General features: G+C 64.4%; 12 protein-coding genes. 9 read left to right on the plus strand and 3 right to left on the minus strand.

Going from position 1 to position 14,267, the window contains the following annotated elements:
* Positions 1-133 precede the first annotated feature (133 nt).
* Positions 134-484, minus strand: coding sequence for a PspC domain-containing protein (locus AABB87_RS00005; RefSeq protein WP_341969021.1), 351 nt, complete (start codon positions 482-484; stop codon positions 134-136).
* Positions 485-725: 241 nt separating this feature from the next.
* Between AABB87_RS00005 and AABB87_RS00010 the strand changes: the two genes are divergently transcribed.
* From AABB87_RS00010 to AABB87_RS00025, 4 genes are all read left to right on the plus strand, one after another.
* Positions 726-2,264, plus strand: a complete 1,539-nt coding sequence (locus AABB87_RS00010) for an alpha/beta hydrolase (RefSeq protein WP_341969022.1) — start codon at positions 726-728, stop codon at positions 2,262-2,264.
* Positions 2,261-3,082, plus strand: a complete 822-nt coding sequence (locus AABB87_RS00015; protein ID WP_341969024.1) for an ABC transporter ATP-binding protein — start codon at positions 2,261-2,263, stop codon at positions 3,080-3,082. The genes AABB87_RS00010 and AABB87_RS00015 overlap by 4 nt, the downstream gene beginning before the upstream one ends.
* Positions 3,079-4,290, plus strand: a complete 1,212-nt coding sequence (locus AABB87_RS00020; RefSeq protein WP_341969025.1) for an ABC transporter permease — start codon at positions 3,079-3,081, stop codon at positions 4,288-4,290. The genes AABB87_RS00015 and AABB87_RS00020 overlap by 4 nt, the downstream gene beginning before the upstream one ends.
* Positions 4,291-4,735: 445 nt before the next feature.
* Positions 4,736-6,637: a sensor histidine kinase gene (locus AABB87_RS00025; protein WP_341969026.1), complete on the plus strand. Its 1,902-nt coding sequence runs from the start codon at positions 4,736-4,738 to the stop codon at positions 6,635-6,637.
* A gap of 72 nt (positions 6,638-6,709) precedes the next feature.
* Here AABB87_RS00025 and AABB87_RS00030 read toward each other — a convergent pair whose 3' ends face one another.
* Entirely contained in the window at positions 6,710-7,000 is a 291-nt protein-coding gene (locus tag AABB87_RS00030) for a hypothetical protein (protein WP_058721390.1), read from the minus strand.
* Between the two features lie 251 nt (positions 7,001-7,251).
* On the opposite strand from AABB87_RS00030, the gene AABB87_RS00035 reads away from it, so the two are divergent.
* The 4 genes from AABB87_RS00035 (at position 7,252) to AABB87_RS00050 (ending at position 11,756) form a co-directional block, all read left to right on the plus strand.
* Positions 7,252-7,971: a helix-turn-helix transcriptional regulator gene (locus AABB87_RS00035; RefSeq protein WP_058721389.1), complete on the plus strand. Its 720-nt coding sequence runs from the start codon at positions 7,252-7,254 to the stop codon at positions 7,969-7,971.
* A 135-nt stretch (positions 7,972-8,106) separates the two neighbouring features.
* Entirely contained in the window at positions 8,107-8,289 is a 183-nt protein-coding gene (locus AABB87_RS00040) for a hypothetical protein (protein ID WP_058721388.1), read from the plus strand.
* Between the two features lie 73 nt (positions 8,290-8,362).
* A complete protein-coding gene (locus tag AABB87_RS00045) occupies positions 8,363-9,616 on the plus strand; it encodes an HlyD family secretion protein (protein WP_341969029.1) in 1,254 nt (417 codons plus the stop codon).
* On the plus strand, positions 9,609-11,756 hold the full coding sequence (locus AABB87_RS00050; RefSeq protein ID WP_341969661.1) for a peptidase domain-containing ABC transporter: 2,148 nt from the start codon (positions 9,609-9,611) through the stop codon (positions 11,754-11,756). The genes AABB87_RS00045 and AABB87_RS00050 overlap by 8 nt, the downstream gene beginning before the upstream one ends.
* 7 nt (positions 11,757-11,763) lie before the next feature.
* Here the strand turns inward: AABB87_RS00050 and AABB87_RS00055 are convergent, their stop codons facing one another.
* A complete protein-coding gene (locus AABB87_RS00055; protein WP_341969663.1) occupies positions 11,764-12,621 on the minus strand; it encodes a DMT family transporter in 858 nt (285 codons plus the stop codon).
* A gap of 244 nt (positions 12,622-12,865) precedes the next feature.
* Here AABB87_RS00055 and AABB87_RS00060 point away from each other — a divergent pair, with 244 nt between their 5' ends.
* A complete protein-coding gene (locus AABB87_RS00060; RefSeq protein ID WP_341969665.1) occupies positions 12,866-14,197 on the plus strand; it encodes an aminotransferase-like domain-containing protein in 1,332 nt (443 codons plus the stop codon).
* Positions 14,198-14,267: the final 70 nt, after the last annotated feature.

The following is a 14,267-nucleotide window of genomic DNA, read 5'->3' on the forward strand; positions in this document are numbered from 1 at the left end:
CAGTTGGTGACAGCCTTGCCGCTGGTATCGCGGCAAGTCCTTCGGCAGCCGAGCCAAGCCTTCCGGCTTGGCTGTGCGGCCTCAGAGCTACTCACGTCGCTTCGCTCCGTTCGGGCGGTCTGTCACGCAAGTCCTAAGATTCTTCCGGGACAAAGATCCACAGCAGCAGATAGACCAGCACGCCGCTGCCGGCGCAGATGGTCAGCAAGCTGAACATCAGCCGCCACAGCCAGGTCGGTGTGGCCGTGAGTTGCGCCAAGCCACCGCACACGCCGCCCAGCCAGCGGTCGTCGCGGCTGCGCTTGAACTCGTTGATGGCCGGCATGCCATTGCTCGCGAAATAGTCAGAACCTGCCGAGGCGCCCGCATTGCCGCCTGAGCCACCGCCCAGCACCCGCTCTTTGGCGCGCGCATATTCCTCGGCCGACAAAGTGCCACGGTCGTGCAGTTCGGCCAATTTGGCCAGCTCGTCGCTGATGGACATGGAAACAACCCTCCGATTGATGTTGATGACGCTAGCCTAAAGCTTTCAGCCGCCGCCGACCAGCCCATGCGACAGACTGCCGCCTGGCCAGCGCGAACGGTATGCACCGGCCCATTCATCCCGGCAAAGGGCCATTCATCCGCGCAATTGCCCATTGAACGCCTATGCCTTGTGGGCCCGAGCAGCGTGCCCATAATCCGCCCCATCCCAAGCTGGAGTGGAGAACAAGCAGATGAATGGCATGAGAAGACTAGCCCGCCAACGCGGCCGGCGGCACTGGACGAGCGGCCTGCTGAGCCTGACGATGGCAGCAGCCGCCGCCCAGGCAGCCACGGCCAGCCCCGCCGCCACCGCCGAACGCACGACGACCCAAGCCTGCCGCGTCGAGGGCGTGCCCAACGAATTGCAATGCGGCAGCATCAAGCGCCCGTTGGACCCCAGCAAGCCCCAAGGCACGCAGGTCGACATCCACTTCCTGGTGGTGCCGGCCATGGCGCGCAACAAGCAGCCCGACCCGGTGCTGATGCTGGCCGGCGGCCCCGGCCAAAGCGCCATCAGCGTGGCGCCCATGGTGCTGCCCCGCCTGGCCCGCATGAACAATCGGCGCGATCTGGTTTTCATCGACCAACGCGGCACCGGCAAGTCCGCCCCGCTGCAATGCGCCGATGCCAGCAAGCTGCCGCTGAGCGAAGCGCTGGACCGCGCAGCCATGCTTAAACGCCTGGAGCAATGCAGGATTGAGTTGAGCCAGCTGCCACACGGTGATTTGACCCAGTACAGCAGCAGCATCGCGGTGCAAGACTTCGAGGCCGTGCGCCAGGCCCTGGGCGCACCGCAATGGAACTTGATCGGTGGCTCCTACGGCACCCGCGCGGCGCTGGAGTATCAGCGCCAGTTCCCGGCCCAGGTGCGGCGCACGGTGCTCGATGGCGTGGCCCCGCCGGACATGGTGTTGCCGGCCAGCTTCTCTGTTGACGGCCAGGCCGCGCTCGACGCCATGCTGGACTTCTGCGCCAAAGACAAAAGCTGCGCGCAGCAATTCCCCCAGCTGCGCCAGGAATGGCAAGGCCTGCTGCAAAGCCTGCCGCGCAGCATCAGCGTCAAGCATCCGCTGACCGGCCAGGCCGAGCGCTTCACGCTCGAACGCGCCCAGCTGCTGCAAGCGGTGCGCACGCCGCTCTACGCGCCAGCCTTGGCCGCCGCCCTGCCAGCCGCCATTCACGCCGCGCATCTGGGCCAGTTCGAGGGCCTGCTGGGTTTGAGCGGCAGCCTCGGTTCGGCCAAGAGCATGAAGCTGGCAGAGGGCATGCACTTCTCGGTGGTGTGCGCCGAAGATGTGCCGCGGCTGGCCCAAGCCAGTGACAAGCCCGGCGCCGACTTTGGCCTGAACGACGCCCAGCTCTACACCCAGGTGTGCAAGAACTGGCCCCGCGCGAATGTTCCGCAGGCCTTCTACAACATGCCGCCGGCGCAGTCACCCGTCTTGCTGCTCAGCGGCGGCGCCGACCCCGCCACCCCGCCCCGCCACGGTGAACGTGCGGCCAAGGCCCTGGGTGCCAAGGCCCAGCACATCGTCGTGCCCGAGGCCGGCCACGGCGTGATGGGCCTGGGCTGCATGCGCGAGCTGCTGTTCCGCTTTATCGACGCCAAAACCGACAGCGCCGCCCTGCCCCAGGACGCCAGCTGCGCCATCAAGATTCCACGCCCGCCTGCCTTCCTGCCCGTTCAGCCGCAGCAGCAGCAACAACAGGCAGCCGCCACCGCCAAGGAAGCCTCATGATCGAGATCGAAAACGTCAGCAAACAGTTTGTTGCCCCCGGTGGCTCCGGCGTGGGCGGCAAGCAAGGCCTGCTCGCCGGTTTGGGTTTGAAGCGCGTGCCCAAGCAGATCGTGCATGCGGTCAGCAATGTGACGGTGATCGCGCCAAGCGGCCGCATTACCGGTTTGCTCGGGGCCAACGGCGCCGGCAAGACCACCACCTTGCGCATGCTCGGTGGCCTGTTCCAACCCGATAGCGGGCGCATCACGGTAGACGGCATCGCTGTGGCCAGCCAGCCGCGCGAGGCGCTGGCCCGCATGGGCATTCTGGGCGACGCCCACGGCCTCTACCCGCGCCTGACGGCGCGCGAAAACATCATTTACTTCGGCCGCCTTCAAGGTATGGAGGAAGACGCTGCCAGCGCCCGTGCCGCTGAACTGGCGCGTTTGCTCGACATGACGCACATTCTGGACCGCCGCGCCGAGGGCTTCAGCCAGGGCGAGCGCATGAAGACCGCGCTGGCCCGCGCCCTGGTGCATGACCCCGCCAACATCGTGCTGGACGAGCCCACCAACGGCCTCGATGTGCTGGCCACCCGCTCGCTGCGCGAGGCGCTGCGGCATCTGCGCTCCGTCGCTGGCGGCAACAAGACCATCATTTTTTCGACCCACATCATGCAAGAGGTGGAGCAGCTGTGCGAGCACGTGGTGGTGGTGGCCAAGGGCCGCAGCGTGGCCGAAGGTTCGGTGCCCGAGCTGCTGGACTTGGCGGGTGAGCGCCGCTTCGAAGACGCGTTCGTGAAACTGGCTTTTGGCAATTCTGAAGAGGTGGCCGCATGAGGACCGAGAACAAAGACAACACGAACAAGGCGGCCAGCGGCCTCTGGCGCAACTTCCGCGTCGTGTTCTTCAAAGAGGTGATCGACGCCTTGCGCGACCGCCGCACCCTGCTGCGCCTGATGGTTCCCGCCGTGCTGATGGGGCCGCTGATGCTGCTGGCAATTTCGGGCCTGATCTCCTCGCTGGAAACCCGTGCCGACAAGCGCGAAATTCTGGTGGCCGGCATGGAACACGCGCCCACTCTGCGCAACTACATCGAACGCCAGACCTACACCATCAAGGAAGCACCCAAAGACTACGAGGCCGGCCTGCGCGCCAACACCTTGCTGGAGCCGGTGCTGGTAATCGGCAAGGATTTTGAGCAAGACTTGCTGCACGGCGAGCAACCCACGGTGGAGCTGGTGAGCGACAGCGCCAACCAGCGCGCCGGCGCGGGCATGGCGCCGATCCAGCGCTTGCTCAGCGGCTTCAACCGCGAACGCGCCTCGCTCAACCTGGCTTTGCGCGGCGTTTCCACCGAGCTGCTGCAACCGCTTCTGGTGGAGGAACGTGATCTGGCCAGCACCCAGGCGCGTGCCGCCCGCATCACAGGCATGATCCCCATGTTCATCATCATGGCGGTCTTGTACGGCGCGCTAACGTCCGCCCTCGACAGCACCGCCGGTGAGCGAGAGCGCGGCTCGCTGGAGCCACTGCTGATGAACCCGGTGCAGCAGTTCGCCCTGGTGCTAGGCAAATGGGGCGCGGTGGCCTGTTTGGGTCTGGCGGTGGCCATGCTGGCCAACCTCAGCTTTTTGCCGGCGCAGTGGCTGCTGGGCAATGACAGCCTGCAAGCCATGTTCCAGTTCGGCAGTTACGAGGTGCTGGTGTTCTTCTTGCTGCAGCTGCCCCTGGCGGCGGGCATTGGCGCCTTGCTGATGGCCATGGCGATTCGCACCAAGAGCTTCAAAGAGGCGCAGGCCAGCAGCACCCTGGTGATCACCTTGGTGGCGCTGGCGCCCATGGTCAGCCTGCTCAACCCGGGCGGCGACGCGCCCTGGTATCTATGGGTGCCAGGCTTGTCGCAGAACACCTTGATGATGCTGGTGCTCAAGGGCGAGGCACTGACCGCCGCCCAGGTGCTGCCCGGCGTGCTGGTGGGCCTGTTGCTGACGGTGACCAGCCTGATCTTTGTGGCGCGCTCGATGCGCGGCGCGGTGGCCAAGTAGCGCTCGACTCAACACTGAGAAGGGCGCGTGCCGCCCCTTTTCGGTCAGTGCGGACCCGGCGCTAGGCTAGCGCCGCACCGGCTTGGAGCCAGGTACGGGAATGCTGGCCATTGTCTTGAGCCAAGGCTCATGCACATAATGGTTCGGCATCTGCCGCGCAAAAGATGCCGGTCAAATTTGTGCTCGGGCCAGGCCTTGCTTGCCGCCCCTGGCGCCCAGGATCAGAGTGCGCACCGAGCTTCGGGAGGCTTGCATGTTCTTGTCCAGTACTTGCTCGCAGCTTGACGCGTTTATGCGCAGAGCTTCAGGCTGCGCGGCGCGCCATGCGACAGGCCACCTGCCACCGCGGCCCCACTTGCACTGAACGGCCGGGCTCGGGCAAGCAACAATGGCTGAGAACCTGGCACTGAGCAGACTTTGGCCTCGGCATTTCAAACATCGGCTGATGTTGCTGATGTCGGTCTTGCTGGTCTTGGCCACCGCCATTCAAGGCGCCATCACCGCGCAACGACAAAGCAATCAGGCCCTGCAGGACAAGCGCGAACAGGCCGCCATGCTGGCCCATAGTTTGGCGGTGGCCACGGCGGAATTGCTGCGCAGCGACAGGGGCTATATCGAGCTGCAAGCCTTGATTCAAAGCTATGCCAGCTTTGACAGCGTGGGCGCCTTGAGCATTCTGGGCCTCAAAGGTCAGGTGATGGCGCAGCTGCACCGAACGCCCAAAGCCACCCAGGTGACCGAGAGCAAAAGCAATGGCGCCGGCATGGTGCTGCCGACCCAGCCGCTGTTCAGCGCCAAGCTCGCCGACGATGGCAAACACCTCGAGATCTGGCAGCCGGTGATGGCCGGGCGGCATTTGGGCTGGGTCAAGCTGGACTATGACTTGCAATCCCTGCGGGAAGTTCAGGCCCAGGTCTGGCGCGAGACTTTGGCCGTGGCTGCGTTGCTGGTGGTCTTGTGCATGATGCTGCTGCACGCCCTGCTGAAGCGGCCGATGCGCGCGCTGGAGAATGCCCGCCGCTTCGCCAGTGAGCTGGCCGATGCTCGCGGCCTGACCGAACCCGTTGAGGCCGGGCCGATTGAGTTTGTGGAACTCGGCCGCGCCCTCAACGAGGCCTCGGTCTTGCTGCTCCAGCAGATGATCGTGCTGAAAGACAGCATGCAGCGCCAGCAAACCCACAAGGCACAGATGGAGGCGCAGAACGAGCAGCTGAGCGCCATCTTCGCGCTCAGCCGCGACGGCCTGCTCACCTTTGATCAGCACGGCCAGGTGCAATTCGCCAATCGCGCTTTTCTTGATTTGACCGGCTTGCAGGCCGAGGAACTGCTGGGCCAGACCGACACGCATCTAGAGACCCTGCTGCTGGCACGCGCCCAGGATGCCGAGGAGTTCGCAGGCCTAGCCGCCTGCTTCGCGCCGCCAGACCCACTCAATGCTCAGAAGCAAGCCCGCCAGACCAGCCTGAGCTTGATCGGCGACCGCCCGCGCGTATTGGCGCTGAGTGGCCAGCACAGCCAATCGGCCAGGGTCAGCCGGGTCTTGTACGTGTGTGACGTGACCCGCCAGCATGAGGTGGACCGCATGAAGTCAGAGTTCCTGGCCCTGGCTGCGCATGAACTGCGCACGCCGATGACCAGCATTTTTGGCTATGTGGAGCTGATGCTGGAACGCGAGATGAGCGAGGCCAAGCGTCAGTCGATGCTGGCGCGCATCTACCGGCAATGCCAGTTGATGATCAATATCCTCAACGAACTGCTGGACCTGGCCCGCATCGAGGCGCGCGGCGCCAGCGACTTCAAGTTCGAAACCCTGGACCTGGCCACGGTGGTGGCCGAAACGCTCAACGATTTCAAACCCCCGCAAGGCCGCGAGCCGCCCCAGCTGGAGGCGCGCGATGCCGGGCACCCGCCGATGCTGGTGTGCATCGACCGTCAGAAGATGCAGCAGATTCTGCTGGGCACCCTATCGAATGCCTACAAATACTCGCCCGAGGGCGGGCTGGTGACGGTGCGCTTGCTGCAAGCGCAGCGGCCAGCCTCCACCGGCAAGCGCATTGCCAACGGAATCCGGCTCGGCAATGGCGGTGATGCCAGTGATGCCGCAGTAGGCCCGGAAGGCCGGCCGCATTTCGGCGTGCAGGTCGAGGACCGTGGCATTGGCCTCTCAGCCGAAAGCCTGGCGCGCATGGGCGAGCGCTTTTTCCGTGTCGACACCTCCGGCCACATCCCCGGCACCGGCCTGGGCGTCAGCATCGCCCGCGAATTGCTGGATCTGATGGGCGGCCATATGCAGATCGAGAGCGAACTCGGTCGCGGCACTCGCGTGACGCTATGGATCAAGTGTTGAGGCTTGCGCGCTCAAACGCATCGGTGACGTGCCGTTCAGCTGAATTCCAAAGTCTCCCGGAACGGACCCGGCTCAGTGCAGTCCGGACAAGGCCCGCTGCACCTCATGCTGCCAAGGCAAGGCATGGACGATCTCGTTGAGCTGGCGCGCTGATTCAAATGGCGCCAGCACTTCACCAGCGGGCGTCAAGAACTGCACATTGGTGATCAAAGCCATCGGGTCGACCATGGCCACCACCCCTTCCGACATGCTGACCCAATCCCAGGCCACACCGGCCCGCGAGCTACCGTCGTCACCTTGCCACAGGGTTTGCCCCAAAGCTGGGCGATTAGCGTCGCCGGCAACCAACACTTGAGTGCTCAAATGCGCGAACTGTAGTTGGTGCACATGCAATACCTTACACAAAACTCGTGGCCACGCGTACACAATCCAAGCTGGGGTCATAAAAACAATTCAATAAATTGAGGCAGGGAAAAAAGCTCAAGCGCTCACGCTTGGAATATGACAAGTGTGATGACACTTGTCGTAATTCGATAGCTGTAAACCTTGTCAGGGAACAACGGCACTTTCGTTCGATGCATCACGAACGACCCGCCTAAATTTGGACGAAAGCGATGCTGCAGGGGGGTTACCAATCGGTACTCGAGGCCCAATCCCGTGATCAGTTCCGCAGCGAAATCATTCGCTTTGCGCAGGGTCTGGGTTTTGCGACGGTGTCAGCCACGGTGGTGGTCGACCATACCCTGGGCGTTTCCGACTTTGAGACGGTGGACAACACGCCGGACTCCTACTCCACCCATTTCCAAGATCGCGACACTTGGCGGCGTTGCCCAGTCACTCAGCATTGCAAACGCCAAAGCGTCCCCATCATCTGGAATCAGACTACTTACGCGTCCTGCGGTCAGGCTGATCTCTGGGAAGAACAGGCACAGTTTGGCTACAGGACCGGCATCGCTCTCGCCCTCCACATGCCAGAAGGTCGGCATTTCATGTTTGGCATGGATCGGAGCGATCCGCTGCCGAGCAACGCTGTCGAGCTGACTCGGCTGGTCGCCGACTTACAACTATTTGCCGTTTACGCGCAAGAGGCGGCTTGGCGGGTAGTCTTGCCAAAATCCCAAGGTGCTTTATCGCCCAAAATGCACCTCACGCCTCGCGAGCTTGAAGCTTTGCGTTGGACGATGGACGGAAAGACCGCCTGGGAAGTCGGCACCATCCTCAGTATTTCGGAAAGAACAGCGGTTCTTCACATCAGCAATGCGATGCGAAAACTCGACTGCACGACCAAACATCAGGCGGTGCTGAAGGCACTGCGTTTCGGTCTGATCAGATAGAGCACACTTTTCCCCGATTAATGCCAAGCCAGTCACGCTGACAAGTGTCAGAGTTGACAGTTACCTCACTTGCATCGGTCTGTTGAAATTCAACTCATGCACTCAACAGAGTGAGTTCAACAAACGGATGCCCACATGAACACCCAAGACCAAACCCCTGTCGCAACAATCTCGAACACCGATGTTGGCCCAGTGGAAATCAGCCTTGATTTGCTGCAACAGGTTTCTGGCGGCACCCCACGCGGCGGCTGGATTGTCGAACCCACCACCGTGCTGGCCATTGAAGCCGAAGCCCCGACACCGCGCGGCGGCTGGTAAGCAGCCACCCCCAGCCGATACCGCCAGCGCGGTATCCCAACACAAGAGCGGAGTTCGCTTTTTCTAGGTCCGCATGCTTTTCAGATCCGAAGCCCTGGCTGGTCAAGAACAAAAAGGCTGGCTGGGTCAGGTGCAAGTCCTGCCACCGCTGTCGCTCCAACTGCTCACCGCTGCGGCCGTGGGCAGTTTGTTCTTGGTCGGCGTGTTTTTGAGCACGGCCGAATACACCCGCAAGGCGCGGGTCAGCGGCTATTTGGTGCCCGACCGCGGCGTCTTACGCATCAATGCGCCGCAAACCGCCACGGTGCTGAGCCGGCTGGTGAGCGAAGGCCAGCAGGTCAAGCAAGGGGATGTGCTGTTTGTGCTGGCCCTGGACAGCGCCAGCCAGGCGCCTGAAGACATCGCCAAAAACCTCAGCGCCCGCCAGCAAAGCCTGGGGCAGACGGCCGAGCAACAACAGCGCTTGCTGGAAACCCAGCAAAGCGCCCTGGCGCAGCGGCGCTTGGGCTTGCAGCGCGAATTACGCCAGTTGCAGGACGAGCGCGCCCTACATGCCGAACGCCTGAGCCTGGCCGCCGAGGCGCTGGCGCGGCTGGAGGCCTTGAAGAACGATCAGTTCATCTCCACCGCCCAAGTGCAAAGCAAGCGCGAGGAATTGCTGGGCCTGCGCGCCCAGGCCCAAGCCTTGGAGCGCCAACGCGAAGCGCTGCAGCGTGATCTGGAAACAGTGGATGCGCAAGCGCGGGAGTTGCCGCTGCGCAGCCAAGTGCTGCAGGGCGAGATCAGCCGTGACCTCGCCGCCTTGCAGCAGCAGGGGCTGGAAACGGAAGGCCGGCGCCGCCTGGTGCTGCGCGCGCCCAGCGACGGCGTCGTCTCCACCTTGCAGGTCGAGCCGGGGCAAAGCGTCAGCAGCGCCGCACCTCTAGCCAGCTTGCTGCCGGCGCAAACGCAGATGTTGGCGCAGCTGTTCGCGCCCTCCAGCGCGGTTGGCTTTGTGCGCGCGCAGCAGGCGGTGCAACTGCGCTATCAAGCTTTTCCCTATCAAAAATTCGGTCAGCAAAGCGGCAGCGTGCTGCAGGTCTCACGCACGCCGCTGAGCCCGGCCGAGCTGGCCGGCCTGAACCTGCCCGCCGCGCTGAGCCAAGGCCCGGGCAGCGAGCCGCTGTACCGCATCACCGTCAAGCTGGACCGGCAAACCGTGTCGGCCTATGGCCAGGCCCAGCCCCTGGCCGCCGGCATGCAGCTGGATGCCGATGTGATGCTGGAACGGCGCCGCCTGATCGAGTGGATTTTTGAGCCCATCTTGAGCCTTGCCCAACGTGTCTGAAGCCTCCTCGTCCTCGCATCGCCTTCTTGAACGCCTGAGCCTGGGCTGGCGCGGCCGCGGCCAAATGCCAGTCATTCTGCAGACCGAGGGCGCCGAATGCGGCCTGGCCTGCCTGGCCATGATTGCCAGCGCGCAAGGCCGGCACTGCGATTTGCGCCAGCTGCGCACGCAGTTCTCGCTCTCGCTCAAGGGCGCCACCATGGCCGATCTGGTGCGCATGGCCACGCAGCTGGGGCTGACGAGCCGGGCCTTGCGCGCCGAACCGGCTCATTTGGCCCAGCTGCATCTGCCCTGCATCCTGCACTGGGACTTCAATCACTTCGTGGTGCTGGAGCGGGTGCAGGGCGACGAGGCCCACATCATCGACCCGGCCCATGGCCGCCGCAGGCTCAAGCTGGCGGACTTGTCCAAGCACTTCACCGGCATCGCGCTGGAGCTGCGAGCGGGCGCTGACTTCGCCCCACAGCCTCGCCCAGCGCCACTGCGTTGGCGGCAGTTGCTGGGGCGGATCACCGGGCTGAGGCGCTCACTGGCGCTGGTTTTGGGCCTGGCGTTGACGCTGGAGCTGCTGGCCCTGCTGTCGCCCTTCTTGCTGCAATGGGTGGTGGACGGGGTGCTGGTCAGCGCCGACCGCGACCTGCTGGTCACCCTGGGCCTGGGCTTTGGCCTGCTGGTGCTCTTGCAGGTGGGCGTGGGGGCGCTGCGCTCCTGGGCGGTGCTTTATCTCTCGGCCACGCTGAATGTGCAGTGGCTGAGCCAGGTGTTTGCGCATCTGATGCGGCTGCCGCTGGATTGGTTTGAAAAGCGCCAGATCGGCGATATCTGGTCGCGCTTCGGCAGCGTGCAGACGATTCAACGCGCCTTCTCCACCCAGTTCGCCGAAGCGCTGCTGGACGGCGCCATGGTGCTGCTGACGCTGGCCATGATGTGGGTTTACAGCCCACGCCTGAGCGCCGTGGCAATGCTGGCCGTGGCCGCTTATGCCGGGCTGCGCTGGGCCTTCTTCAGACCGCTGCGCGAAGCCTCGGAAGAGGCCCTGGTTCACGAAGCGCGCCAGAACGGCCACTTTCTTGAATCGCTGCGCGGCGCCCAGGCCATCAAGCTCTTCAACGCCCAGGCCGAGCGCAGCGCCAGCTACGCCAATCTGGTGGTGGAGCAGATGAACGCGGGCATCCACATCCGCCGCCTCGACCTCTGGATGGGCGTGGGCAACAAGCTCTTGTTCGGGCTGGAGCGGGTGGCCATCGTATGGCTGGGCGCCCTGCTGGTGCTGGACCGTGAGCTGTCGGTGGGCATGTTGTTCGCGTTTCTGGCCTACAAAGAGCAATTCAGCCTGCGCCTGGCCGGTTTGATCGACAAAACGGTGGAGCTGCGCATGCTGCGCCTGCAGGGCGAACGCCTGGCCGACATCGTGCTGACGCCGCCCGAAGCTGCTCAACAAGCCTTAGTCGCCGCGCCGCCAGACAGCGCCGCGCTGGAATTGCGCGATGTCAGCTTCCGCTACGCCGATGGCGAGCCGCTGGTGCTGGCGCATTGCTCGCTACGCATCGAGCCGGGCGAGTCGGTGGCCATCATCGGCCCCTCGGGCTGCGGCAAGACCAGCTTGCTCAAGCTGATGCTGGGCATCCACGCGCCGCAGTCGGGCGCCATACTGCTGGGTGAGCAGCCGTTGGAAAAAATTGGTACGGCGGCCTGGCGCCAACGCATCGGCACGGTGATGCAAGACGACCAGCTCTTTGCCGGCAGCATTGCCGACAACATCAGCTTCTTCGACCCCGATGCCGACGCCGAATGGGTGCAGCAATGCGCCCGCCTGGCCTGCGTGTTCGAGGACATCGCCGCCATGCCCATGGGCTTTCAGAGCTTGATTGGCGATATGGGCCACAGCCTCTCCGGCGGCCAGCGCCAGCGCGTGCTGCTTGCCCGGGCCCTGTACAAAAAGCCGCAGTTCCTGTTCCTGGACGAAGCCACCAGCGCCCTGGATGTGGACAAGGAGCGCCAGGTCAATGCCTCACTCCGCCAACTGCCGCTGACCAAAATCGTCATCGCCCACCGGCCAGAGACCATCGCCGCCGCCCAGCGCGTCATCGCCCTGCAGGGCGGGCGCATTGCCCAGGATTTGCGCAGCGTGCAGGCTTGAGGCCAAGCTAGCGCGAGAACCTTCTGGCCCCGGCCACGCAAAGAATCACCCCCAGCGTCACGCCCAGCATGCCGGGGCTGACTTGCTCATGCAGCAAGCTGGCCGCCAAGGCCAAACCGAAGAAGGGTTGCAAGAGCTGCAACTGGCCCACGGCCGCAATGCCACTCTGGGCCAGGCCGCGGTACCAGAAGACAAAGCCGATCAGCATGCTGAACACCGAGACATAGCCCAGGCTGAGCCAGGCCGGCATTGAGATGCCGCTGAACTGCGCCGGCTGAGTCTGCCAAGCCAGCACCGCCATGAAGGGCCAAGCCAGCAGCAAGGCCCAGCTGATCACCTGCCAGCCGCCCAAGGTGCGCGAGAGCTTGGCGCCTTCGGCATAGCCCAGGCCGCACACCACAATCGCCAGCAACATCAGCAAGTCACCCACAGGCGCCGCGCTCAAGCCTTGGGAGAATGCAAAGCCCACCACCAAGGCGCTGCCCAAAATCGAGAAGACCCAGAACACCGGCCGGGGCCGCTCACCGCCACGCAGCACCGCAAAGGCGGCGGTAGCCAGTGGCAGCAAGCCGAGGAAGACGATGGAATGGGCGGAACTGAGGTGTTGCAAGGCCAGCGCCGTCAAGATCGGGAAGCCCAAGACCACGCCGAACGCCACCAGGGCCAGCGAGCCCAATTGCTGACGCGCCGGGCGCGGCGCCTTGAACAGCAGCAAGAGGCCCAAGGCCAAGAAGGCAGCAATACTGGCCCGCGCCGCCGTCAAAAAGAGCGGTGAGAACTCCTGCACCGCCACCCGTGTGGCCGGCAAGGAGGCGCTGAAGATCAGCACCCCGATAAAGCCATTGACCCAGCCGCGCAGGCTCACATGGGGCCCGCCCTCACGTTCACCCTCGTGTTCGCCATCAAGGCGCGGGGCCAAGGCGTTCTGCCCCTCTTGTTCTTGCTGCTTCACCACACGCGCTCCCTTGGCGCCATATCACTCGAGCCCGCTTGCGCGGAGCTTTCCTGGTGCATGGCCTGGCGTCCACTTCGGGTTTGAGGGGTTTGCCTGCGGCCATGCTAGGCAAGAGAATGATGACATTCAATTAATTGTCATGGATACATTGCCCATGGTGCGCGCCCGGTACAAACAAGTGGTCGACCGCTTTGCGGCCGAGATTCAGGCCGGCAGCTTGGCCCCCGGCACCCGACTGCCCACCCACCGCGATCTGGCGCGCAGCGAAGGCATGGCCCTGGTCACCGCCAGCCGTGTGTATGCGGAGTTAGAGGCCATGGGTTTGGTCAGCGGCGAAACCGGCCGTGGCACTTTTGTGCGCGAAGCCAAGCTGCCGCAAGCGCATGGGCTGGACCAGCAGGCCACACCCGACGGCATGCTCGATCTGAACTTCAACTACCCCGCCATGCCGGGCCAGGCGGAACTGCTGCGCAGCGCGCTGCGCCAACTGGCCACGGCCGGCAATCTGGATGCGCTGCTGCGCTACTCGCCGCATGGTGGCCGCGCGCATGAACGGGCGACGGCGGCGCGGCATCTGCAGCAACGCGGCTTATTTGTGGATGGCGAGCAAGTCGCCCTAGTTACTGGCGCGCAGCATGGCTTGGCCACCACGGTGATGGCCTTGCTGCAGCCGGGCGATCTGGTGGCGATTGATGCGCTGAGCTATCCCGGCTTCAAGCTGCTGGCCGAGACGCATCGCCTGGAGCTGGCCCCCCTGCCGGCCGCCGGCCAAGGCCCTGACCCCGAAGCCTTGCGCGCCCTGTGCCAGCGCCGCCGTGTGCGTGCCATCTACACCATGCCCACCCTGCACAACCCCATGGGCTGGGTGATGAGTAGCGCGCACCGGCAGGCCCTGGTCGAGGTGGCCCGGCAGCATGGCCTGCTGATCATCGAAGACGCGGCCTATGCCTTTCTTGAACGCCATGCCCAGCCACCGCTGGCGACGCTGGCGCCTGAGCTGACGGTCTATGTCAGCGGACTGTCCAAGAACGTGGCCGCCGGGCTGCGGGTTGGCTTTGTGGTGGCACCGGCGCCGTGGCTGGTGCAGATCGAACGCGCCATCCGCGCCACCACCTGGAATGCCCCGGGCTTGATGACGGCGATCGCCTGCGCCTGGCTGGAGGACGGCACGGTGGCCAGCCTGGAGGAGCAAAAACGCCAGGATGCCCAGGCCCGGCAAAGCCTGGTCAGCCAGGTGCTGGGCGACCTGGGCTGCATCCGCCACCCCGCGTCCTACTTCGCCTGGTTGCCGCTGCGGGAAGAGCAGCGTGCCGACCGAGTCGCGATGGCGCTTTTGTCCCAAGGCATCTCGGTCGCAACAGCCCAGCCCTTCTCGACCGGCCCCGCCCCGCAAGCGCTGCGCTTGGCCCTCGGCTCGGTGCCGCTGGAGGTGCTGCGCGACGCGCTGGGGCGGGTCAAACAAACCATCGAGGCCCAAGCGTATTGATGCGAAAGCCATCACCGAAACAGTGGGAATAGGCACCAAGGATAAAAAGAACAAAGCCGCGACGACGGCT

Origin of the sequence: Roseateles sp. PN1 (genome assembly GCF_038419725.1) — a bacterium.
Lineage (GTDB): Bacteria > Pseudomonadota > Gammaproteobacteria > Burkholderiales > Burkholderiaceae_C > Paucibacter_A.